This is a genomic window from Shewanella sp. NKUCC05_KAH (genome assembly GCF_019345585.1).
Taxonomy (GTDB): Bacteria; Pseudomonadota; Gammaproteobacteria; order Enterobacterales; family Shewanellaceae; genus Shewanella; species Shewanella oncorhynchi.
The window spans coordinates 43,047-67,684 of record NZ_JAHKQZ010000022.1 but is presented as its reverse complement, the minus strand read 5'-3'; the positions used below and the strand labels follow the sequence as shown (position 1 = coordinate 67,684).

Annotated in this window: 21 protein-coding genes; 5 read left to right on the top strand and 16 right to left on the bottom strand. The window is 45.7% G+C overall.

All coding sequences use genetic code 11. The features are described from left to right. Window positions 1-8 precede the first annotated feature (8 nt). From KO533_RS18425 to KO533_RS18415, 3 genes are all read right to left on the bottom strand, one after another. Window positions 9-794, bottom strand: a complete 786-nt coding sequence (locus tag KO533_RS18425; protein WP_219255534.1) for a hypothetical protein — start codon at window positions 792-794, stop codon at window positions 9-11. Between the two features lie 300 nt (window positions 795-1,094). Then, on the bottom strand, window positions 1,095-2,033 hold the full coding sequence (locus KO533_RS18420) for a LysR family transcriptional regulator (RefSeq protein ID WP_105250567.1): 939 nt from the start codon (window positions 2,031-2,033) through the stop codon (window positions 1,095-1,097). A gap of 28 nt (window positions 2,034-2,061) precedes the next feature. Beyond that, window positions 2,062-2,919 (bottom strand): EamA family transporter, encoded by an 858-nt coding sequence (locus KO533_RS18415; protein WP_173248142.1) that lies wholly within the window; start codon window positions 2,917-2,919, stop codon window positions 2,062-2,064. Between the two features lie 192 nt (window positions 2,920-3,111). Between KO533_RS18415 and trmL the strand changes: the two genes are divergently transcribed. Then, window positions 3,112-3,576 (top strand): tRNA (uridine(34)/cytosine(34)/5-carboxymethylaminomethyluridine(34)-2'-O)-methyltransferase TrmL, encoded by a 465-nt coding sequence (gene trmL / locus KO533_RS18410; RefSeq protein WP_006079682.1) that lies wholly within the window; start codon window positions 3,112-3,114, stop codon window positions 3,574-3,576. A 29-nt stretch (window positions 3,577-3,605) separates the two neighbouring features. On the opposite strand, the gene KO533_RS18405 is transcribed toward trmL, so the two are convergent. Beyond that, window positions 3,606-4,157, bottom strand: a complete 552-nt coding sequence (locus tag KO533_RS18405; RefSeq protein WP_219255532.1) for a hypothetical protein — start codon at window positions 4,155-4,157, stop codon at window positions 3,606-3,608. Between the two features lie 212 nt (window positions 4,158-4,369). Here KO533_RS18405 and KO533_RS18400 point away from each other — a divergent pair, with 212 nt between their 5' ends. Beyond that, window positions 4,370-6,397 carry a S9 family peptidase gene (locus KO533_RS18400; protein ID WP_219255530.1) on the top strand — a complete coding sequence of 676 codons (2,028 nt, stop codon included), beginning with the start codon at window positions 4,370-4,372 and terminating at the stop codon, window positions 6,395-6,397. Between the two features lie 81 nt (window positions 6,398-6,478). Here KO533_RS18400 and KO533_RS18395 read toward each other — a convergent pair whose 3' ends face one another. From KO533_RS18395 to KO533_RS18360, 8 genes are all read right to left on the bottom strand, one after another. Next, complete coding sequence (locus tag KO533_RS18395) at window positions 6,479-7,942, bottom strand: pitrilysin family protein (RefSeq protein WP_219255528.1); 1,464 nt, start codon at window positions 7,940-7,942, stop codon at window positions 6,479-6,481. Further along, on the bottom strand, window positions 7,939-9,270 hold the full coding sequence (locus KO533_RS18390; RefSeq protein WP_219255526.1) for a pitrilysin family protein: 1,332 nt from the start codon (window positions 9,268-9,270) through the stop codon (window positions 7,939-7,941). The genes KO533_RS18395 and KO533_RS18390 overlap by 4 nt, the downstream gene beginning before the upstream one ends. A 137-nt stretch (window positions 9,271-9,407) precedes the next feature. Further along, window positions 9,408-10,805 carry an amidohydrolase gene (locus KO533_RS18385; protein WP_219255524.1) on the bottom strand — a complete coding sequence of 466 codons (1,398 nt, stop codon included), beginning with the start codon at window positions 10,803-10,805 and terminating at the stop codon, window positions 9,408-9,410. 257 nt (window positions 10,806-11,062) lie between these two features. Further along, window positions 11,063-11,479, bottom strand: a complete 417-nt coding sequence (locus KO533_RS18380; protein ID WP_219255522.1) for a hypothetical protein — start codon at window positions 11,477-11,479, stop codon at window positions 11,063-11,065. 311 nt (window positions 11,480-11,790) lie between these two features. Continuing rightward, window positions 11,791-12,237, bottom strand: coding sequence for a hypothetical protein (locus KO533_RS18375; protein ID WP_219255520.1), 447 nt, complete (start codon window positions 12,235-12,237; stop codon window positions 11,791-11,793). 11 nt (window positions 12,238-12,248) lie between these two features. Beyond that, window positions 12,249-12,800, bottom strand: coding sequence for an SMI1/KNR4 family protein (locus KO533_RS18370; RefSeq protein WP_219255518.1), 552 nt, complete (start codon window positions 12,798-12,800; stop codon window positions 12,249-12,251). A 595-nt stretch (window positions 12,801-13,395) separates the two neighbouring features. Beyond that, complete coding sequence (locus KO533_RS18365; RefSeq protein ID WP_219255516.1) at window positions 13,396-14,058, bottom strand: class I SAM-dependent methyltransferase; 663 nt, start codon at window positions 14,056-14,058, stop codon at window positions 13,396-13,398. A 105-nt stretch (window positions 14,059-14,163) separates the two neighbouring features. After that, a complete protein-coding gene (locus KO533_RS18360) occupies window positions 14,164-14,535 on the bottom strand; it encodes a hypothetical protein (RefSeq protein WP_219255514.1) in 372 nt (123 codons plus the stop codon). Between the two features lie 292 nt (window positions 14,536-14,827). Here KO533_RS18360 and KO533_RS18355 point away from each other — a divergent pair, with 292 nt between their 5' ends. Then, complete coding sequence (locus KO533_RS18355; RefSeq protein WP_173248158.1) at window positions 14,828-16,948, top strand: EAL domain-containing protein; 2,121 nt, start codon at window positions 14,828-14,830, stop codon at window positions 16,946-16,948. 436 nt (window positions 16,949-17,384) lie between these two features. Here the strand turns inward: KO533_RS18355 and KO533_RS18350 are convergent, their stop codons facing one another. Then, window positions 17,385-18,005, bottom strand: a complete 621-nt coding sequence (locus KO533_RS18350; protein ID WP_219255512.1) for a tRNA-uridine aminocarboxypropyltransferase — start codon at window positions 18,003-18,005, stop codon at window positions 17,385-17,387. Between the two features lie 142 nt (window positions 18,006-18,147). Further along, window positions 18,148-19,356, bottom strand: a complete 1,209-nt coding sequence (locus KO533_RS18345) for a multidrug effflux MFS transporter (RefSeq protein WP_113940291.1) — start codon at window positions 19,354-19,356, stop codon at window positions 18,148-18,150. Between the two features lie 113 nt (window positions 19,357-19,469). Here KO533_RS18345 and KO533_RS18340 point away from each other — a divergent pair, with 113 nt between their 5' ends. Further along, window positions 19,470-20,441: a LysR family transcriptional regulator gene (locus tag KO533_RS18340; RefSeq protein WP_113940290.1), complete on the top strand. Its 972-nt coding sequence runs from the start codon at window positions 19,470-19,472 to the stop codon at window positions 20,439-20,441. 83 nt (window positions 20,442-20,524) lie between these two features. Here the strand turns inward: KO533_RS18340 and KO533_RS18335 are convergent, their stop codons facing one another. Beyond that, window positions 20,525-22,396 carry a methyl-accepting chemotaxis protein gene (locus KO533_RS18335; RefSeq protein WP_113940288.1) on the bottom strand — a complete coding sequence of 624 codons (1,872 nt, stop codon included), beginning with the start codon at window positions 22,394-22,396 and terminating at the stop codon, window positions 20,525-20,527. 376 nt (window positions 22,397-22,772) lie between these two features. On the opposite strand from KO533_RS18335, the gene KO533_RS18330 reads away from it, so the two are divergent. Continuing rightward, entirely contained in the window at window positions 22,773-23,120 is a 348-nt protein-coding gene (locus KO533_RS18330; RefSeq protein ID WP_131525749.1) for a hypothetical protein, read from the top strand. 22 nt (window positions 23,121-23,142) lie between these two features. Here KO533_RS18330 and KO533_RS18325 read toward each other — a convergent pair whose 3' ends face one another. Continuing rightward, complete coding sequence (locus KO533_RS18325) at window positions 23,143-24,621, bottom strand: DUF4145 domain-containing protein (RefSeq protein WP_173248168.1); 1,479 nt, start codon at window positions 24,619-24,621, stop codon at window positions 23,143-23,145. Window positions 24,622-24,638 lie beyond the last annotated feature (17 nt).

Genomic DNA, 24,638 nt, shown 5'->3' with positions numbered 1-24,638 from the left:
AAACTAATTTAAAATTCTTTATTAAGCATGTTAGCTAGAGCTTGTAAATTAATAGGTGTCACTTTTATAATACCTTTCCCTGGAGCATCTATTTCAGCAATCATCAAGAATGATAATGAAATCATTGCAGGTAAGATAAATAACAAACCTAACTTCCCTTTAACTTTCCTTGCATTATAACCAATCAATATATTGCAATTAATTGCAATAACCACCAATAAAATCCAAGCTGCTAATGGAATTTGATGACGCCATCCAGCAAAGGTTTTCTGTTGAGCGAGTACAATTTCGTTAATACTGGCAATCACTAATGAGGTCACAGGGGTTTGTTTCTGGGTAGTTTCATGCACCGCTGTTTCCCATAACACTTTCTGCAAATCCAACACCTTCATTCTAATTAAATCAATATTTTCAGGCGATTGCGCATCATAAATATTAATTCGTTGCTGTAAATATTCTCGTAGTGTGGCCTTCATTAAATCACGGCTCGATTCAGTCAATAAATCTGCTCGCATAAAACCAGTACGAATAACAAAAGCCTCATACTCTTCCGCGGCCTGCCGACTATTGAAGCCACTTATTGACATCGATAACGTAAAACCAATAATTAAACCAAGAAGAGATAAAGTAGCGCCTAGTATTACTCTAAAATCTTCATCGCCCTCATTATTACTAACGCCCTTCCTACCGATAATTTTTTTCCCAATCCAAGCGGATAGAAATAGCACTATAAATGAACCTAAAAATAATCCAATTGAATATAAAGTTAAACCAAAAAATTGAATATCAAGCAAAGTTTCAACCTATTTAATCATAATAAAACTTAAACCTATGTAATTAAAAAAGAGAACCATCTCTTCTAAATAAATTATAGGCCTTCGAAAATTACCTTCGAGAAGTTTAGCCCCGAGGTCCCTAGCTATAAATTTGACCAACTCGCAAAGGTGGTGCTCTGGCATTATATTTACTTATCTATTATTTACAGTAGTCAAAATCCAATTAAGATATTTCCTACAAAAAAACAAGATGCCACTGGGACGATGAACTTAAATCAACCATTAAAAACAGGGAGGGAAACGATACAAGATATTAATTTATAATGATAAATTATTATCTCGCACTTGACTAATAATCAACTCTCGCAACCATTTATGGCTCAAGTCGTGTTCGAAGTGTTTGTGCCACATCAATAAATACGCACCGGGAATCAGCTTGATGGGTGATGGTAAAGACTGAAGCTCAAAAGACTTCATCACGGCCAAGGCATAGCGTGAAGGTGCACAGAGGATCAAATCGCTCTGTTCACACAGGGTGAGAGCACTCTGAAAGTCGGTCATATTCACGGCAATATCCCGTTTACGGCCCTCGAGTTGCAACACATCATCCAGTAACCAATGCTCTAAACCGCCAAAGGCCACTTGCAGATGGCGATAACTCAAGAAGGTATCTAAATTCCATTCTTGTGTTAACGCCGGATGATCACGGCGCATCAAACACACAGGAGAATCCTGCACTAACTCAACATGGCATAAGTCATCGGGAATATTATTCACATGCATGGGCGAGCGCTCATCCCACTCGCGGCAACCTATGGCTAAGTCGATGTCGCAGCGCAGTAATCTGTCCATGGTATCGAGTCGCCACGTTTGGCAATTGAGACTCACACCGGGCGCTTGAGTGAGCAACATAGGCATAAAATGGGGAAACGTCAGTGAATAGGTGGTTTCAACCAAATGCATTCTAAACTGTCGTTGGCTCAAGGCGGGTTCGAAGGTGTCCGGCCGAGTAAATTGCGCCAATTGCTGTAAGCATTGGCGCAACTCAGGCGCGAGTGATAAAGCCTTGGGCGTCGGCTTTAGGCCGTAGGCGGTTCGCTCAAATAAAGGATCATCAAACACTTCCCTCAGACGTGTCAGCTGTTTACTCACCGCCGACTGGCTCAAATGCAACCGCGCAGCTGCAGCGGTCACGCTTTGTTCCTCAAGTAGAATTTCGAGTACGGGCAGTAAATTCAGATCCAAACGTTTTAGCATCTATGCCTCATTCACCCCAAAATAATGACTAGGGTTGCACTTTTTTAAATGGATTTAACCTTAAATTCTGCGGCAACTTCATCAATAACAGTGACAATAAAATCACCGCTATTCCCATCCATTGGCGCATATCTAAAGTTTCCCCCACAATCATGACCCCTAATGATACGGCAACCACAGGGTTGACTAAAGCGACCATACCCATGATTTCTGGCCCTAAGTTTCGCATCGACCACAACCAAGCCCAATAGGCAACGGCGGTGTTGGCAATCACTAACCATATCAGTGAAGGTACAAGCGTCATACTCGGTAGCTGCGGTGGCCCTGCCATAAACCAAGCCAGTGGGATCAGCATCAAACCGCCCAATAATAGCTGCCACGCGGTCAGCACTAAAAAGTCACCCACATCCCACTTTTGCATCCAGCGAGAAGAAAAGGCAATTAACGTCGTGGCACTCAGCATGCAAAGTACGCCGATAGGATCGAGATCCGCCGAAGGGTTAAGCAGTAAAATGACCCCACCTAATCCCATCAAACCTAATAATAACCACTTCATTCCTGGGCGTTTTTTATCAATGAGCCAAGCCAGTATTAAGAAGATGAGCGGCAGAGTGGCCCCTAAGGTTCCCGCCACCGCGCCCGGCAAACGATACGCGCCGATAAATAGCAAAGTGAAGAAGGCACCGATATTACAAAAAGCCAGCAAACCAAGCTTTGACCACACCAGCGTTGGCAAACGAGGACGCAGCATCAGCATTAATATCCCCGCAGGCAAGGCACGCCACACGGCTACCCAGTAGGGCGACATGTCATGTAAGTAGAGACTCACTAACGCATAGGTTGTCCCCCAAAATACAGGAGCGAGTAACGCAATAATAAAGGGCATAATGACTTCTTAAAAAGTATCTTGATGTTGAGATATATTACTTTGAGATAATAAAACAGGCAAGCCTTGAGCTAACAATTCCACCGATTACAACCTCTATTGCATGAACTTAGCCAAATCCACCCACAACAGACACTGCGCTTGGGCGCCGTTTGCCGTATAATCGGCCGTCATTTTCTACAGGCGGCCAGTATGTTCCATATCGCACTCTATGAGCCAGAAATCGCACCTAACACAGGTAATATCATTCGCCTTTGCGCAAACAATGGCTGCCAGCTGCATTTGATTGAGCCATTAGGTTTTGATCTAGAAGAGAAAAAGCTACGCCGCGCGGGTTTGGACTATGCCGACTTAACCAATGTGACTCGCCATAAAGACTTCGATGCTTTCCTCGAAGCCATGGCAGGCAAACGCATTATGGCCTGCACCACTAAGGGGAGTCGCCCGCATACAGAGCTGAGTTTTGCCAAAGACGATGTGCTGCTATTCGGCCCAGAAACCCGAGGTTTACCGATGGCGATTATCGAATCTATCCCCACTGAGCAGAGACTACGCATCCCCATGGCGGCCACCAGCCGTAGCTTGAATCTGTCTAATGCGGTGGCAATTATCAGCTATGAAGCATGGCGCCAACTGGATTTTGCTGGCGCACTTTAAGCGCTATTGAAGGTAAATCGGATTAGCGACTAAGGAGATGGCGCGACTGGCGTCATCTCTATCCCGCGAAAAAGCTGATAGCGATCAACATCATCGTCTAAATATTGAATATTCTGCGTCCATTGCCATGCGTTAGCTTTAGCACCCGCCCCCTTTGCCTCAAACAGTAATTGAATTAACGCAGACCGGGCAGTCACCACGCCCTCCCCCAGCAAAGAATAATCGCCATTTTGACGATATAAGCTAAAGACTTGCTGCTTCTCTTGGGACACGCCATCGTAATAGGTCAACAACACTTGCTCGCCCTGCTCCCTAAACCACCAGGTTTCACTATAGGGCGCACGCGTGCCAACACTCACAGACAATAACAGCTGCCGCTTATCATGGGAGCAAAATCCGGTGACAGTCACTTTTCGTGGCACTTCCCCCACCTTGGCTGCATCGCCCACCCATTGACCGGTAAACTGAGGGCAAAACTCACTAAAACTCACCTTAGCCGCGTGCGCAGCCAGAGGAATAGTAGCACTCAGTGCAATTGTCACTCCCCATAATAGTCTTAATCGGTTGATTTTATTCTGCATCTACCTAGTCCTCAGCCGAAATATCACCCTAGATTAGCCTGTAATTCTGCCATCAACAAATCACAATTAGCCGACAACTATTCACAGATGCTTACACAAAGCGTCCCGCTATGGGTTATCACTCAGTTTGCTTTCATGCTCGGTTTCTATACTCTCGAATCTGCACTACAAATAAAATCATTATAACTATATGTATGATAAGGAGACTCACAGTGAAGAAGACAGGAATCTTATTGCTCTGTCTGTTGATGCCATTCGGCTCAGCATTTGCGGAGCAGGGTAAACCGCTCTCGGTGGAATTGCTCTGGCAACTTAAGCGTATTGGTAGCCCAGTCGTATCGCCCTCTGGTGAGCATATTATTGCGCCAGTCACAGAATATGATCTGAAGGAAGATAAAGGTTCGACCCAGTTATGGCGTTTTGATGGCGAAGGTAAGAATAATCGCGCTATTACAGTCAAAGGGTTAAAGGTGAGCGAGCCCGTGTTTTCGCCCGACGGTAAAACCTTGGCCTTTGTGAGTGAGCGAAATGAAGACGACGCAGGCCAAATCTACCTATTGCCTATGGACGGTCCGGGTGAAGCGCAACGCTTAACCGACATACCTACTGGCGTAAATGGTATTAAATGGGTTGGCAAGCATTTGTATTTCATCAGCAATGTATTCCCAAATCAAACATGGGACGAAATGAAGACCCAACTAAAAGCCGACGAAGACAATAAGGTCTCCGCTCGCCAGTGGAACGCTTTGCCCTACGCTCAGTTTGATCACTGGTTAGATGAGCGTCGCCAAGCCCATGTATTTAGGATCCCCGCTTCGGGCGGCGAAGTCGAATCCGTGACGCAAGCGCTCGGCCATGAGTTACCACGCTCGAGCCAAAGCAGTTCAAGTTACGATATTTCGCCTAATGAAGGCTTAATTGCCTTCAGTACTTATGGCTCAGACAACCGTATCGACCCTAAACTGGATATTTTCCTTGCGACGATTGGCAGTGGTAAAGCAGAGAATATCACCCCAGAAAATCAAGCCGCTGATGCTGATCCCAGCTTTAGCCCCAATGGCAAAACGCTGGCTTTTACCCGTCAGAAAATCCCTGGTTTCTATGCCGATACTTCAAGGCTGATGTTACTGGATATCGATAGCCGTAAACTTAATACGCTAACACCTGAGTGGGATCGTTCGGTCAGCCAATTTAATTGGACCCCCGACAGTAAAGGCTTTTATGCCACCATCGAAGATGCCGCCACTAACCGCATTTATCATATCGATGCCAAAAACGGTAAAGTCAAAGCCATTACAGAGGCAACTGACTTTAGCCAACCCGCCATAGGTAAAGACGGTGAACTGATTGCCACCAACGAGAGCTTTTTGCACCCAGCGCGCTTGGTCAGCATTAATCCCCGCAATGGTAAGACGGTACGCCTAGAGAATTTTAATGACGATATTCTCAAAGATGTTGATTTGGGCACTTACGAATCAGTGACCTACAAGGGATATCAAGATCAAGATATTCAAATGTGGGTTCACTATCCCCCCGGATTCGATCGCAGTAAAAAATATCCACTCTTTATGCTAGTTCACGGCGGGCCACACAACGCCATTACTGACGGTTTCCATTACCGTTGGAACGCACAAACCTTCGCTTCTTGGGGATATGTCACTGCATGGCCGAACTTCCATGGCTCTAGTGGCTTCGGACAAGCGTTTGCCGATGCAATTAACCCAGATTGGAAGAATAAATCCCTCGAAGATGTGCTCAAGGCGGCCGACTGGTTTAAACAGCAAAGCTGGATTGACAGCGACCGCATGGTGGCGGGTGGCGCAAGTTACGGCGGTTATCTGACCTCAATTATTTTAGGTCAACCACATCCCTTTAAAGCCTTGTTGATCCACGCTGCGGTTTACGACATGTATTCACAAATGGCGTCGGATTTTGCCGTCCACAGCACCCGATTTGGCAACTACTGGGATAATCCTGAGCTGTATAAAGCCATTTCTCCGCATTACTTTGCAGCTAACTTTAACACTCCGACCTTAGTCAGCCACGGTCAGCTCGACTACCGGGTACCTGTGGGACAAGGATTTGAACTGTTCCGCACCCTGCAAACTCGCAATGTGGAATCACGGATGATTTATTTCCCCGATGAAAACCATTGGGTTATGAAACCCAATAACTCTATCTATTGGTATAACCAAGTGAAGGATTGGATGACCCATTATGCTAAGCCGGGTGGACAATAAACGCTAAACCTAGAACAGAAAAGCAAAAGGTCTGCACTATGCAGACCTTTTCTTTATTGAATCAAGCCTCGCAATGATAGCTTATTGGCCAAATCCCGTGGCTTTAATATCGACAGTTTGCACTTTGCCGTACTTAGCAGCAATCGGTGCAATCTTAGCCGCATTGCCAATCAGCACAAATTGCAGATCTTTTTGCGGGAAGTAAGTTTTCACTAACCTTTGGGTTTCTTCTAAGGTCAAACCATCCACCTTAGCTTGGAACTCATTGATAAACTTATCATCGAAGCCGTATAGATACATGCCAGACAACAATCCCGCCAGCTGACCTGAGGTTTCAAACTGAGGCGGGAACTGACCCTTAACGTAGGCTTTAGCCGAATCTAAGGTCGCTTGATCTACACCTTTTTCCCATAAACGTGCATAGGTTTTTAAGGCTAAATCCATCGCTTCTTGAGTGGTTTCCGTCTTAGTGAAAGTGCTGATTGTGAATACGCCCGAATCGGTATAAGGGCTAAAACCTGAGCGTGCGCCATAGGTTAAGCCTGCGTTCACCCGCAGCTCGTCGTTAAGCCAAGAGGTAAAACGACCACCTAAAATAGTGTTCACTACCGTTAAACCTACATAGTCTGGATTGTCACGACTAATACCTAAGCCCCCGATCACAAAAGTAGTTTCGATTGCATCGGGTTTATCCACCAGCAAGACTTTGGCCTCAGTCAACTGAGGCAAACCTTGGTTTAAATCAGGTTGTACCAGTTTTTCGCTGCCTTGCCACTGACCAAAGGCTTGCGTCAGCTTGGCTTTCATCGTCGCCACATCAAAGTCACCCACGACAGTTATCGCGGTATTGGAAGGTTGATAGTAACTCTTATGGAATGCGCGCAGTTGCGGCACGGTTACTTGTTCAAGCGAATCGCTGTTACCCGAAGCCGCATTACCATAAGGATGTGCACCAAATACGAGCTTATCAAAATAGCGACCAATCACCGCCCGCGGGCTTTCTTTATCCTGCTGCAGCCCAGCAATCGCGCGCTGTTTGAGCTTATCAAACTCGGCGGCATCAAAGTCAGGCGTTAACATCGCCGCGCTAAATAAGCCCAGCATCAAGTCAATGTCCTTCGCCATAAAGTCAGCACTCAGATAACTGCCTTCCTTATCCGCTTCGGCCACTAAACTTGCACCGAGAAAATCCACTTGCTGCTCGATATCCGCCTTAGATTTCCCCGCCGCACCTAACAACAAACCTTCTGCTGTCATTTGTGCCACGCCTGCGGTGGTGTCATTCACTGCACCGGCGCGTACCACGGCATTTAAGGTAATTAACGGCACTTCGCGCTGCGGCATTAAGTACACAGTTACGCCGTTATCTAACACAAACTTATCGTAACTTGGCATCGCAAAGCTGCCAGTATCGACCCGCTTTGGTGCCGATGTCGTAGCACAACCCGCTAAGACTAAGCTTGTGCCTAAAGCCAATGCTGCCATTAACTTAGACGGTTTCCCAAGTGATGCCATCTTAAGTGATTTCACTGCTGTCGATTTCATAGGGAAGACTCCTCAGTTGCCGCCAGCACAGCCACAGTGCGATTCGATTTACGTAAGTAGGTTTGGGCAACTCGTTGAATATCCGCAGGCGTCACCTTGTTATAGGCTTCAGGTGCATTAAATAACTTGTCGTAACTGCCAAAATACATCTCATAGGTGCCTATGGTATTAGCCTTACCATTAATGGTTTCCATCGAGCGATAAAAATCCATCAACTTAATATTTTTAACTTTTTCTAGCTCTTGCTGGGTAACACCCGTTGTCGCAATCGCATCGATTTGTTCAATCAACGCATGCTCCAGCGTCGAGGCTTTCACCTCAGGTGTAGCAACACCCATCACATAGAAGAGGTTAGGATCGACCGACATCGGCATGTAGGTTTGCGCTTCTAAGGCCACTTGTTTATCAACCAATGATTGATATAAACGCGAGCTATTACCTTGACTTAGAATCGAGCTTAATAAGTCCAGCGCATAAAAATCCGCATGGGTTGCCGCCGGAATATGGTACGCCAACATTACGTTAGGTGTGCTGACCGATGCCTTCTGCACAAAGGTGCGACGCTCACCCTTTTGCTCAGGTTCGACAGTGCGAATCGCTTTAGGCGGAGTCTGTGCCGGAATAGGCGCAAAGTACTTGTCTGCCAAGGCTTTTACTTGGGCAAGCTTTACATCGCCGGCAATCACGACCACGGCATTGTTCGGCGCGTAATAGGTTTTATGGTACTGGACTAAATCTTCCAGCGACCAAGCGGCGATATCCGACTCGTGACCGATCACCGACCAAGAATAAGGGTGGGCTAAAAACGCCACGCCTTTGATTTCGCCTTCGAGGGCATTCCAGTTAGAGTTTTCTAAGCCAGTGGAACGCTCCGACTGCACTACGCCACGTTCGCTATCGACCATGGCTTGGTTGATATCTAAGTTAGCGATGCGGTCAGCCTCGAGATCGAACATAGTTTCGAGCGCATTGGCGGGGAACCAATCGGTATAAACCGTCATGTCTTCAGTGGTATACGCATTGTTCGCGCCACCGGCGGCTTCCATAGTGCGGTCGAACATTTTCGGGCCGTACTTTTTCGAACCGTTGAACATCATGTGTTCGAAAAAGTGCGAAATACCAGTAATGCCGGGCACTTCGTTACGTGAACCGACCTTCCAAAATAAATACATGTTGGCATTGGGAATAGAGGCATCTTCTAGCACCATGATTTTCATGCCGTTATCTAGCGTGAAACTCTTAATGTCTTCTGCCGTGGTGGCCTGTGCTTGGCTTAGGGGGTTCAAAAGTCCCATGGCCAACACCAGAGCCGATAGCGTGCGCTTCATCTTGTTCGCTCCTTGCTGTAAATATCCACATATAGAGGTAAATTGTTTAACAAATCAAGCGCAGGAAGCGTATCCCGCACCGATTTTTTGTAAGCTCAAGTTATACCGCAGCGCTTACGGAATAATGCATTAGCCACTTATTGGGCTTTGAGCGCCGTTAACGCCACTTTGGTCATGGCCTCAACGCCCACTTTTAGCGCGCTTTCATCCACATAAAATGCCGGCGAATGATTGCTGGCCGCCGTTTCAGGGTCAGTTCCCTTTGGCGTCACCCCGAGGAAGAAAAACATCCCCGGCGTTTCTAAGGCATAGTAAGCAAAGTCTTCGGCACCTGTGATTAACCCGGGTTCAATCAGCATCTTATCGCCCACCACACTCGCAAGCACAGGCCGCATACTGGCGACTAATTCGGGATTGTTAACCACCACAGGATAACCTTGATGGATCTCAGTAGTCGCAGTCGCCCCTAAGGTTTTCGCCGACAGCTCGGCCATTTGCGCTAAACGCACTTTGATATCGGCGCGCATGGGTTGGTCGAAAGTACGAATCGTACCAATCAGCTCGACTTCATCGGGAATAATGTTAGAGCGAATGCCACCATTGACCGCACCAAAACTCACCACCGCCGGCGCTTTAGTGATATCCACCTGACGGCTGACGATCGTTTGCACGTTAGTGATAATTTGTGCCGCGGCGACAATAGGATCGACCCCATTCCAAGGTCGTGAACCGTGGGTTTGGCTGCCTTTCACTTTGATAGTAAAAGAGTCTTCACTCGCCATTGCTGGACCACTGCGCAGGCCAATCATGCCGCTCGGCATACTCGAGGTGACATGCATACCAAATACTTGCTCGGGTTTGCGCTGAGCAAACAGCCCTTCTTTGAGCATCAATTCCGCGCCGCCCTCTTCACCCTCTGGCGCACCTTCTTCAGCGGGTTGGAAGATAAACATCACATCCCCCGCTAGACTGTCTTTCACTTTAACCAAGTTTTCAGCCACGCCCATCAACATGGCCACATGGGTATCGTGCCCACAGGCATGCATCACACCCACTTTTTGATCGCGATAAGTGTCAGTCGCCTTAGAGGCAAAAGGCACATCGACCACTTCAGTCACAGGCAGTGCATCCATATCCGCTCGAATCGCAATCAACGGACCAGGCTTGCCGCCCTTCAGCTTCCCGCCTTTCAAAATGGCCACCACGCCCGTATGTGCAACACCCGTTTGCACTTCTAATCCTAAGGATTTCAGATGTTTTTCAATAATCTTGCTGGTGCGAAACTCACGGTTAGACAACTCAGGGTGTTGATGCAAATCACGACGCCAGTCGATCACCTTTTGCTCCACACCCGCCGCCAACTTAGCCGCATCAGGCATAGTATTGGTCGCCGCTTGCACTGAGGTTAAACCTGTGCCCATAAAGCTTAAGGCTAAGGCCGACGCGAGTAAGGTCTTGGAAAAATGGGATTTATTTACTAGGAGCTTAAATTCAAATGATGTTGATGCAGCAAGTGATACAGAGGGTAAAGTCATAGCGATAGCCTATTGTTGTTTTTATAAGCTATCTAAACTACACGGACAAGGAAGAATTGTTAATAGATTTAATGATAAAGGTAAAAGAGACTGTGCTTCATTAGAGGCTGTCTTTAACCGTCATTCCCGCAATGCTGTGGGCGGGAATCTAGCTTTTAGATAAATCAACCTGAAAAAAGATAGGGATGGCGGATCTCAGTTAAAGAAACTTAAGGTAACGGAAAAGCTGTCCCAATGCTTGGCATCGTTAGCTTTAGTCACAAAACAACAAATTCACGATTTTCTTTAAAACCACATGGCCATCGGCCTTGGCTATACAACTCAGCCACCTCACTCCATACGCCCTTTTGTCTGAGAGCTGCTTCTCTCGCTGCCATTTTGAAGGCAAAGAGTGCGCCGCCTCTAAAGCTCTCAGTAAAATCATGAGGACCATACACAAGCAAAGGATGTGACCGGCCAATTTTTCTCAGAGATCTGAGCGCCGATTTATACACAAGCATCTCCGCGTCTTTTGTTTCTTCCAATTTTTTCGGACCATTCAAAGGATCCTCTTGATCTCTGCTTGTAGGCAGCCACTCCCATCCATATGTAGAACCCAATACGCCTTCAATCGGACTTGCAGCCGAGAGCCAGTCAATAAATTCAACTTGTTTGGCTAGATATTCAGGTGTCATAGGAAGTTAACTCCGTGTTAAAGGAGTTTCAAACTGAAGCAGCAGTTTGAACTTCCAGTGAGTAAAGCGAAGGATTTTAAACGCTTTGTTACGTTTTGGCTCCTTAGCTTGGTTTACCAGCCAAAGTCTAGCCACCCATTTTAAATCAACAACATAATGCACTTTCGGTTTCTCTACCACCTGTACTGGCTAAAATTACTTGAACAAGAGCCATCATATATGGATGTCTGGCTAAAATGCCTAGCTAAAATTGCCTTTCTGAGTAACACAGTATTGCGCGGGAATAACGGTAATGAAATTTAGTCAGCAACTCACAGAAAATTAAGCTCTTCATCTTGAAGGGATAAAGCACTATCAATGGAGGTTAATAACACGCCATAGGTGTAACCGCAGTTGCCCACAAAAATCACTTGATTACCATTGAGTACCATCACTTCTACCCCATGATCGGTTTCCCAGTTGCAGGAGTAATGATAACGAATTGCCCGAGTCTCCATTGTGCTGGTGTCATCCAATATAATGTACAACGGCTGGGTATTTGCGGCTATTTCATTGATGGTATTTAAAGAAATCTCTAAGTCACCGCAATAATCTTCAAAGTACTTATGCATTTTGAGCATAGCATTTAGAATTTGATGCTTCGTTTCTGGTGTCATCAGAGAAACGTCTTCGAGCATTTTTATGCGTAACTTATCGTTGCCCTGAAGCTCACCTTCAATAATCAGTTCACTCGGTTTGTTGAGTAATGGGTCGTACATTTTTGTTATCCTTAATCCTCAATTAATTCATCTGGATATAGCGCGATTTGCGCCAAGGATTGTGCAAAAAATTGGCTTAGATCTGGGCTAATAAAGTCCATCATATCGGGGTCATGGGTGTATGCGATCACTTGTCCCATTTTACCTAATGCCGAGGGCGAATGATCTGCAATCAAGAGTAATGTGCCACCCCCAAATTGGGCAAAGGGCAGCCAACCTTCTTGATACCATCCTGATTGGATTTTGGGATCCCGCACTTCTGGCTCGTGGTAATCAGCGTAGTGCTGGGCCCGTTTTTTCATTCGATCACGATATGTAAGAGATGAGGCTAATGACAAAAAATCATACCGACAAAAGTAATCTTTTCGGGCAAATACCGTGCTCCACTCACTGCCACCATTGGCATATCCCCAAAGCTCCCTTAGCGGGGAAATAAGTGTAAAACCTAATTGTTTTTCGGCTTCATCTAAGACTAAGTTTGATAAGCCACGATCCAGTTCTAATGTTTGATTCATGTTGGCGTAAATAGCACTCAATGCTTGTAGATACGTCTTAACATCCATTGTATTTATTCCTTCATCTTGACACTTTGCCGCAGTGTTAATCCGTTTGCGTTATACCGCTAACTATACACTTGGCGAACTTATTTAATCGAATTAACCACATAAATTCTATTTTCATATTGCTGCAACAGATTTTGTCGCAGCCTTCTATTACTTACTAAGCCGCTATTCCAGTCATACCTTATTAACTAGATATACAGCCTAATTTTCAGCGTCAAGTGACCCTTACTCAGTTTGAGCCCTCGCTCACCCCACAAAATATCGGTGAATGAATTAATCGAGCGTCTTGCAAACCACACGCAGAATACGGGTGCAACATCCACTACTCGATGATATAGACCAAGCACTGGCGGCAATTGTGAGTGTAGTCGCGAGGAACACCATAGAACTCAGTTAATACAATCAGATAGGCGTGCAGTAAACAAAAAAACTCCCCTACGATGCCCTAGTGATTATCGGGCTAACGGTTAACCCTAATCTTGAGTCAGAGCTTGAGATATTAGTAATAGCCACTGGCATTGCAACAAAAACCATAGAAAATCAGGTATCTATAGCGTCACAAATTGATGATAAGTACATTTAAGCGACAACTGCATTAACTCGACTGATGAATTCCTTTATGCATCTCTTTATGCAAGAAGACTACGTCCTTATCAATAATTTCGAGTCGCCAGCCATAGTGATGTGCGATCCACTCAAAGGTCGCTTCGGCGTAAAAATTGATGTGGGTGGGATCGTTTTTATAGTGCCAGTGGGCAAATGCGATTTTATCCTGCACGCGCTTGGTCATGACCGCCAAAATGCCGTTGGGTTTTAATAACCTATCGAGCTGAGTAAGCAAACCTGCGGCACCACTCACGTGTTCTATGACTTCGGTTAAGGTAATAAAGTCGTATTGGCGGGCTAACGTTTCGGGATTATTGGCGTAATAAAGGTCGTAATTATCTATCTGATAACCGCGCGCCTTTGCCATTAGACTCAATGCCTTACCTTCTCCGCAGCCAAAATCGAGCCCTTGGGCCGAAGTGCTAACACGGCTAAGTAGTGGCTCAAGTGTGCGATTTAAAAATGTTTGATAGCCGAGATCATCGGCATGATTCTCGTGCTTATCGTACTCGGCTTTTTCTGCCTCGGCCGAAAGATAAAACTCAGAAGGCACGCTCACCAGTTGGCAGGTTTGGCATTGCAGGTAGCTACGCTTCCTATCTTGATGATAAGCGAGTAATTCAACGCCATGGCATAAGGGGCAGATATTCAACAACAATTCCTAGGGATAGTAAGGTGCATAGTAATGAGAATAGTCGTAATGTTCACAAATAATGCTAGCACTGACTAGCTGAAATCGACTGTGTTGATGGCTTGATTAAGGTTTAGGGATTTTACGCTCTTTTGCGGCGGCTTCTTTTGCTTCCCGTAAATATTTTTGCTCGCGACTTTCTCTTTCGTCGAACTGTTTTTGTGCCTTAAGTTTTTGCTGCGCTTCCCAATCGTTGGTTTGGGATTGTTGCTTAATTTTATCTTCCCGCTCTGTCGTCTCTTTAGTGGCTTGACGGGCCTTTTCTAATTGAGCCTGTTCTAATCGCTGTGAGTCGATGCGTGCCTTATCGGCTTTTTGCTCTAGGGTCAATCTAGGCTTTGGCGCCTCGGCGGCATTCGCTAACGCGAGATGAAAATTAAAGATGAAGACTAGCGATATTAATATTTTAGAGATTAACACTTTAAATAAATACGCCATTTCCGGTCTCCTTTATTCGATAATTGAATGAATCAATGATAAAAGCCAATTCACGCAAGATGTGCAAAACATAGCATAAAATCTGCCTAAGCTTGAAATATGCAGCAGGTGTTCTTAAAAAATATGCTTGAATACAAGTCTTAAACTACACTTTTTAAGTTTCTATTTGAGTGAAACAACAATTAGGTTTATTTTTAACCCCATTGGAATGATGTACTATTGGGCAACTTCGTGTTCAACGAAGACCTAAAAATGGGATGTGACTATTTTGCGTCACAAGGGAGTATCCTGAATGATCAGATGGCAACACTTACTTAAGAAACTCAGTACAGATGATCCTGTACTGCAAGAAAAGCTGTCTCTCTGGCAAGCACATCCCCATAAAACCCCCTTAGCCTTAATTCAAGGCTTTAGCTTTATTAGTGCCAATCAAGCCACCCTCAGTTATTTTGAGACTGAATACGATGCTTTTGTGAATGCGACTCCCTATGATTTTTCTCCGAGGATCCAATCTTCAGGCCGCAATAGTGTTGAATTTGCACGGGAAATGATCCTCGAAGCCATTGCAGGCAATAATGTTGAATTCAACTGGCTGCACATGAGCCAACAAGGCAATGAACTGCCGACTCGAATTAATCTCTATCGCTGTTATCTGCAACAACAGCCCGTGGTACTCGTTGAATTACAAGCTCTTAATCGCCGCAATCAAATGCGCGAAACGATTTCTGATGGTTTTGCTCATATTCCCAAAGAGATTTTATCGACCACGCTCGAAGAAAGTGCCGAAGCTGTGTATATCACTGACACTGATAATCAAATTTTGGCTGTCAATAAAGCCATGTGCCGTATTTGCGGCTATAGCGCAGAGCAGCTCATCAGTAAAACCCCTGAATTTTTAGAGGTAAGAACCCATAATATGGGGGAAGAAACCGAATGCCAAATCGCCTTGAAACAAAGGGGATTTTGGCAGGGCGAAACGTGGAAAAGACGTTCAGATGGCAGTAACTTTCCTGCTTGGCAGAGCAGTCGTAAAATCGTCACTGAAGATGATGCTCATTATAATGTGAATATTTTCAGTGATATTAGTACGAAGAAACTATTAGAAACCCAGCTAACAACTCGGGCTATGTACGATACCTTGACTGGATTACCTAACCGGTTCCATCTCAAACAGATCCTCAATAGTGCCCTCGAAAAACTTAAAACTGATCCCCTCGCACTGGGCGCGTTGATGTTTTTAGATCTCAATGGTTTCAAGAATATCAATGACAGCTTCGGTCACTCCATGGGCGATAGAGTATTACAACTCGTCGCAGCCAGACTCGAAGCAGGTTGTATCGAAAAGGCCGATATAGCCCGTATGGGAGGAGATGAATTTACCTTAGTGCTGCAAGATTGTAGCTGTAAAGATGAAATTCAGCTGTTTGCAGAGCAAATTCTTAGCCTATTTGAGAGCCCCTTTGAAATTGAAGGCCAAAAGTTCTTCCTCGGTACTAGCATAGGTATTGCGCTATTTCCTACCCACAGTAACCAAGCGGGACAGCTGATTAGTCTTGCCGATACTGCCATGTATTGCGCTAAAAAGAGCTTACCGCATCTCGTGTTTTACGATAAGGAAATGAGCCTAGCAGCCGAGTTAAAATTACAGTTAATCAATAACCTAAGGCATGCGCATAGCCTAAAACAATTCACTCTCGCTTATCAAGCCATAGTCGATTTACACACAAATCAAACTATTGCTGCCGAAGCCCTGCTCCGCTGGCAGAAGTCACCGACAGAATATTATGAAGCTGCCGACTTTGTGCCATTGCTTGAGGAAACAGGATTAATTGTCAGCATTGGCCAATGGGTATTAGAACAGGCCTGTGTACAAGCGGCCCTCTGGCGAGCACATTATCAACCCGACTTTAGAATTTCAGTCAACGTGTCACCACTGCAATTGGAACACTTAGATTTTATCGACCAAGTGATAAATGCCTTAGAAATGGCGAAATTACCCGCTGAAGCACTGATTTTAGAAATTACCGAATCGGCATTGTTACGACAACCGGAGCAAGCACGACTCACACTCAATCGTATTAAAGCGTTAGGTGTCAGCATTGCCATCGATGATTTTGGGACTGGGTTATCGTCACTCAGTCGCTTAGGGACTTTGCCCATAGACAGTGTAAAAATTGATGCCGAGTTTGCCTTGCGCTTAAACGAAGTCTCAGGACAAAAGCTCTGCAATGCTATAGTGCAACTCGCACAAGCACTCGACATTCACTTCGTCGCAGAAGGTATTGAAACTCAACAACAAAAAGACATAATGACTGACATGGGCCAAGGTTTCGCCCAAGGATTTCTATTTGGCTACCCGAGTTCAGTCGAAAACTTCACCCAAGCCTTTCTTGCGGAAAAACGCTTAGCCTAGAACAGATTTAGGACTGCCGATGTTCGCATCGGCTCGATAATCCGACCGACGTACCGAATTAACACTCTCAACGTTTACAACGGAAAACGAAAGATTCCGCTAAGGTTTTATCGAAATATTTTGATGGTTCGCAAACTAAGGGGAAAGATTTTCTTGCAGAAAACATATTATTTAAGCTCGATAGCCCTGCCAGCACGCCATTTACTAATAGTAATGAATGGAATTACTCCCCTGCAAAGCAATTGGCTGGCAAAGCTATCTCATCATTTGCTGCGCAAATGAATCCTAGTTATTAAACCGTATTTCACATTAAGTTAGCGTGATCTGAATAAGATTTTGACTATTTTAATTCGTACGGAGTCTCAAAAACTCAATAACTTAAAAGCACTAATTCATACCTAAAACATCTAAGACTCAATAGCCTTAACCCCATCAACTATACCTTACCACTGGATTCATTTAAGTTCTGATAACGAGCCTGCACTGTACTCGGCATCGCCTTAATCCGCAGTTCCACCATAGCATCAAATGCCATCATTAACGGCTGAACATCAAGGGTAGGATCGAGGGCGCTTAACATATAAGCGCAAGCTTCTAAGGTCGATAAACTATCGCTACGACTCGATTTACGGATCCGATAGCGCGATTCATAACCTTCAGCCAAATGCACCGCAGGATACTGGGTTAACCAAGGATTCAGCTGCAGCACTTTGAATGTCTTACGCCAAGTGCCATCGAGCAACAGCAATATACAATCAGGATTAATACTTTGCTGTTCAACACTTACACTTAACGCAGAGGGATAGACGAGATAAATAGGCTTATTACACGCCGCTAAATATTCCCGTAAACCGGTGAAATCAGACTTGCTTTCACCCACATAAACTTGCGTTTTAGGTACAGCAAGACTCAATACCCGCACACTATTCTTCTTATGTTCGACTTCACTCGGGTGCTGTAAAACCACCAACTGAGTCATTGGAGAGATAGGCTGAACACTCGCACATAAGCAAGCATTCTGCGGATAACGACAGATAACACAATAGTGACGGGACAAGCTTTACCCTCGGTTTAGTGAGTTATTTTACGAGTATACCAAAGGATAAAAGGGTATTAGACACAATAAAAAAATACCCACAGTTCGCGGTCAAACAAACTGTGGGTAAAGGGTGTACTCTGTAATTAATCAGTGCCGCGAACTAATGCTCGCCAACTAACTGCTCTTGGTGCCAGTGGTCGAATCGACTCAGCGCCATCATCAACAATAAACCGATAGAAAACACGCCCATGACGAGTGCCACTGCGTAAGGTGCAGTTAAATTCGTTTGCTGTATAAGTCCAGCTAAAACGGATGCACCACTCATCTGAATAAAACCTAGCATAGCCGCGGCAGTCCCCGCTCGCTCACCGAAAGCTGACAGCGCCATACTAGTCGCGGGGCCGAGTAAGAAGGCAAATCCCACACATAACAACATCATAGGTAACATGAAGTTAAAAGCTGCTGCCATCCCTGTATTTGGACCAAACTGTTGGCCCGCCACTGTCGCCACTGAAGACAGAACGAGTAAGGACAGAGCCAAAATAACCGTTGGACGATTACCCAGTTTGCGAATGACGATCGGTGCCGCAAAACAGGCCACGATATTGAACACAGCATTGAGACCGAATAAACCACTAAACGCCAGCTCAGAAACCCCTAAATGCCCAATCAACCACACAGGCGCATAAGACACATAACTCAAAATAGCCGCCATAGCAGACATACAAGCAAAGGCATAAAACAAAAAGTGGGTGTTACCGAGTACAGGTTTGAATCTACCCCAACGGTAAAGTGGACCAGTAGTAACAGTGTTGGCTGGACGAGTCTCAGGTAAGCGATAACCGACAACGAGCATCATCAACATGGCATATAACGTCATGAAAACGAAGGTTGAACGCCAGCCGAATTGCATCGCTAACAAGCCACCTAAGGTTGGTGCTAAAGCTGGGATCACGCAAATCGCTCCATTTAAGTAACTGTAAATTTTAGCGCCTTCTTTTTGTGAGTAGCAGTCGCGCACCGCACTAAACACCACGATAGAAGTTGAACAGGCGGCTAAACCTTGCAGCACACGAGCAATCTGTAACCAATGAAACTCGATGGCCGCGGCAGCGAGAAGACTACTTGCGCCGTAGAGTAAGACCCCGAAAATGGCCACAGGACGGCGGCCATAACGGTCGGCTAATGGCCCAATCAACACTTGGCCTAAGCCCATGGCGAATAAAAACAATACGAGCGTGGATTGCACATCACTGGCAGATACGGCGAATTCTGTCGCCATAGTTGGCATTGAAGGTAAATAAATATCGATGGCTAATGGGCTGAGCAGCACCATAGACATCAGGATAGGTAACAGATTGCGCCGCATAAATAATCTCAGTTGATCAGGGAAAGGTATTTCAGTGGGCGCTATTTTAATTAACTCAAGGTATGAACAGAAATGGTATAATTTCCAAAGTAAATTTCCTCTGAGGAATATCTGTGAATATCGACAACTTAGCCAGAATCGATTTGAACTTGCTGGTCATACTCAAAGTACTGCTAGAGGAGCAGAGTGTCACTCGCGCAGCCAGCCGATTACATATAAGTCAGTCAGCCCTAAGTAAGAGCTTAAATCGACTCAGAGAAACCTTAGATGATCCCCTATTTCAGCGCACGGCACATGGCTTAAAACCCACCGCGCACGCCCTCATTCTTGGGCAAAAACTGCCGAATATATTGCAAGACTTGTATCAACTCACTCAGCCTCCGACCTTTAATCCTGCCAGTAGCAATCGACAATTTTCTTTTGCCATGGTGGAAAGCGCCTATGAAACCTTAATCCCATATTTTATCGGCCCTATGCTGACCACGGCACCCAACGTCAAACTCGACTCCTATGTCTGGACCGAAAAATCGATGCAGGATTTGCAGCAAGGGCAAATCGACTTTGGCATTTCAGGGCGGGATTTGCATCCACTGTCAGATTTTCAAGTAGATCGCCTGCCCGAAGGGATTGCCTATCAAACATTATTTACCGATCAACAAGTCTGCTTAGTGCGAGAGGATCACCCGCTGATGGCGGCGCTCACCTCAGAACAATGGAATTTACCCCTTTACCTCGATATGGCCCATGTGCAGGTTCGTTGTGAAGGTAGTGATTGGTGGGCACTGGATTACTTTCTTGCCGATCTTGGGCATAGACGCCGGATCAGCACGACTGTACCCGACTTTTATGGTGCCGCCAGCGTTTGCGCCCACAGCAATTTAATCTTCACTCTGCCGTCGAGCTTTGCCCGTCACGCCTGCCAACTTTATCCGCTCAAACAACTGCCACTGCCTTTCGAATTTATGCCAATGGCCTATGTGTTGTTATGGCATCAAAGAAATGATGAAGATCAAGGGCATAAATGGATTAGAGAAACCATTTGTCAAAGTGTGGCTAAGTTATTCAATCCCACAGAAATGCTTTAACACGACAAAAACGGCCAGTAAAAAGCCCGATAAAGCGAAGGCTTTATCGGGCTAATATCTAGGCACGCTATTAAGAATAGTGATTACAGAATAAATGTCGCGACTTGCGCATTCAGGTCATTAGCGCGAGCTTTTAAGCCCCTCGCCTGTGCCAAATCTGCCATGGCCGATGCGGTAATCTCATCGGTCACATCTTTAATCGCAACCGTATTCTGGGTTATTTCACCCGTCACTTGAGTCTGTTCTTCCGCTGCGGTAGCAATTTGGCCTGCCATATCTGAAATCACGTTGACCGCTTGCGTAATCTCTTCAAGGGCTTTCGCCGCCGCATTGGCATCTTCTACGCTATGACCCGCTAATGCTTGGCTGCTTTCCATCAAGCTGACTGCTCGAGCGGTAGTGCGTTGTAGCGTTTCAATCGTGGTATGTACTTCCTGAGTCGAATCTTGTGTGCGGCGCGATAATACTCGAACTTCATCGGCAACGACCGCAAAGCCACGACCCTGCTCACCGGCACGCGCCGCTTCAATGGCTGCGTTAAGCGCCAACAGGTTAGTTTGCTCGGCAATCCCTTGAATTGTCGCCAGAATACTCGAGATAGACTTAGCGTGACGACTTAAATCGCCAATGACATCCGTTGCTTGAGTCACTTCATCGGCAAGGGAATTAATCGAGTTACGAGTTTTATTCACTAACTCTTTGCCCTGTAAACTGCTCGCTGCAGACTGTTGAGCCGCTGTTGCCGTGTTCTCAGCATTGGCTGCGATCTCATTAGTCGCACTCGCCATTTCAGTTACCGCAGTCGCGACCATAGCGACTTCTTGCTGTTGACGTTGTAACTCTGCAACAGAAGTTTGCGTGGTGGCAAGACTACGTTCAGCATCGGCATCTAATTCATTCGCTAATTGGCGAATATGGCTGATCAGCTGATGTTGACTGCCCACAAAGCGGTTAAAGCTGTCGGCAAGCACGCCCACTTCATCTTGAGTGTCGACTGAAATACGTTGAGTTAAATCACCATTACCATCGGCAATACGCGCAAGGGCTTGCGATACTCGACTCAGAGGACCCAGTAACATGCCAACTAACCAAGAAATGGCTAACACACTCAGCAACAGTACGAGTGCAGAGAGACCCAATTGAGTGAGTAATAGGTTAGACAATGGTGCTTCTAGCGTTTCCTTATCAAGCACTAACACTAATTCCCAATCTGTATTAGGGATATCAACGCTCCAGACTAATTTGTCACGTCCTTCATTTTCAAAATACATAGGCAACAGAGTACCCGCTGCACGGCTCTGTTCTGGTAAGTTGCGATTAAGCTCATTGTCGATTTCACCTATAGGTTTCATCGTCTTAGCTTGATCTTTATAAGCGATCACAGTGCCGTCTTTGTGCATCATAATGGCATAACCGTTTGCCGGTAACTTCATCCGATTAACACCGTCAACTAGGCTTGCGATAGATAAGTCACCACCCACAACACCTTGTGCGGTAGGCTGCGCCATAGTCACAACCAGAATGTTATAGGCAACATCCACGTAAGGTTTTGTCAAAATAAGACCGCGCTCACTGATGGCTTGTTGATACCAAGGGCGGCTGCGAGGATCATAGCCCGTACGATCAATACTCGGATCAGAATCCAACATTTGCCCTGCTTGAGAGCCAAAATAGGTCAGCTGAAAACGACCCGATGCCTGTGCTTGTTGAAGTGTATTGAGGCTGTCACCTTCAACTTTGTTCGCCAGGGCTCCCATAATATCTTGGCGGCCAGCCAACCATTCTTGGATCCGCTCAGCCTGCTGTTCACCTAAGCGCTGCACTTGTTCTAGGCTGTTTTGTAACAGCTGGGATTTTTGGCTGGAATAACTTTGCCATGACAACAAACCAATCACGAGTGAAAGGGCTGCCACGACAGAGAACAGAATTTTTTGCTTGAGCGAATATGAGTTCATGTTGGCGTCTAATTAATTAACAAAGCAGTGAAACAAGAGGGTGTTTGAGCGGGTCGAACGAACATTTACAACCAATATAATAAGGCGGCTAACTGAGTTAAAACTGCAGTTAAATTTGAGCTGAATTTTCTCATATTCTGTACAGTTAGCAAAGAAATTGCTCAGATTTACATCAAAAAGATTTTAGCAAACACATATAATTAACCAACCATCATTCAAGCAACAACATATAGATAGACATGCGATCACATATCAAAGTAATGCGCAACACCAAAATGGCCTCTGGAGTAAAATAAAGTAAATTAATCAAGATTAACGTGACCTAGACGCACTCGCTATTGCACACTAAATGTCCACTGCCTATCGAGGAGTTCTTATGATTTTTCAACAGTTCCAACAGAGCCCACTGCAGACCCGAATTTCTGGCCCACGGGCTTGGTTAGCGATGGCAATTAGCATTAGCCTAATTTGTTTATCACTATTTTTATTGCCCTTCGTGCTCTTATTTGGCGCGATTGCGCTCGGTTGTTTAGTCCTATTTAGCCGCTTTTATATGGCACGTCAGTTGGCTAAGTTTAATCAGGCTCAGGCAAGCGCAACGCAGCATGCCCACGCGACAGAGGAGCCGCAGAGTCAGGTTTATGGATCTGACACTATTGTTAGGGAATCTAATGCGACACGCCATCAAGGGCGCACTTTTGAGCATAAAGAGGATGAACACTAGTTCAATCGAAGCAAAACTGCGCTCAAGCGAGTAAGGTCTGCGCGCGTTTAAGGCTATGAATTTCGGCGGGATCTTGGGTTACCTCAAGCACATTTTCAATCTGTAACACCAGTGAACGCCACAGAGGCTCGATAATATCCGCCTCTTTTTTATTGGCATTTTGCCGTGCCAGCTTAAGCAAAGCCGCAGATCCAACGACATCAATTCGCCCTAAGATACCGTCGGCCAGTGCCATACTCAGCTCAATCATCGCAGGCACACTGTGGCTATATTTTATCACTTGGCGCAAATAATCCTCAGCTTGAGTCAAATCACTGCCAAAGGCATTGTCATCATTGAGCATATGCTGCGCCCGCGTGAGCATAGCATCGAGTTGTCCTTGCTCGGCAGCTTCGGCCATCCAATGCTCACTGGCAATCATATCTCGAGTACAGCCATCTCCATTGGCAAGCATTAATGCTAAATGATACTGGGCATGGGGATAACCTGCTTGCGCGGCTTTGCTTATAAAATGATAGGCTTGAGTTAAGTTCTTTTGCTGGTAATGCAACACACCTAGATTCGCCATCGCTTCAGTTTGCTCGCCATCTGCCGCACCTTGTAAATATTGCTGTGCTAACTTGCTGTCGGGTTGAAACGACTCACTGCCTACAAGATAAAAATATCCCAATAACGCCATCGCATTGACCACACCTGCTGCTGCTGCAGTGGCAATGATCTGTTCACCTTTAGCCACTTCTGGCGCGCCTTGATAACCGTGGATCAGTGCTACGCCATGCTCATGTAAGGCTTCCATGTGCTTAGGTGCCGCAAGGGAAAACCAATAGGCCGCTCGGGCAAAACTGTCAGCTGCGCTAATGTGAGAAATGGTATTTAGAGGTGAAACTGTGGATAAATCTTGGCTTGATATAGCTTCGGCTTCTGCCGCAAGTTCTTGCTCTTTGAGCAGTTCTTGTTCTTTCAGTATCAAAGCCTTGGTCTTAAACGATATCCCCACCAAATACTGCGCTTGCGGGTCATCCTCCATCACAGCGCGGTAGCACAAGTCCCTCACCGTCATAGCGTCAGTCGCTTCATAACAGTAGTCAGGGGCAACTCGACCTTTAACCTTAGGATACAAGTGCTCGACTAAAGTCAGGACATCTTTAATGGATTTTTGCGCTAGCGCGAGTAATTGTTCTTGGGTGAGATGGTATTTCTCAGGATGAGCACCGCGGTTACCGTCGGCACGCAATCGATGCAGGGCACGAGTGGTCTTCACATCAATCACGCGCCGCTGATTTAGCTGTTCGATCCTATCGTATAAATTCGGACTGGAAAACGCGATTTGCTTATCTTGCCCCAGTAACTCTGTAAGTTTATGGGTAAAACTGCGAATGTGCAGTAGCGACTGTGTCGGTACATCCTGCACATAGCTTTTCGCCTTGAGGTAATCATCACTCAAGGAGACCGAAAAATCGTGGATAAACTCACTATCCTTAATGACTGTTTTCGTCCCCATGAGTGATTCCCTGCAGG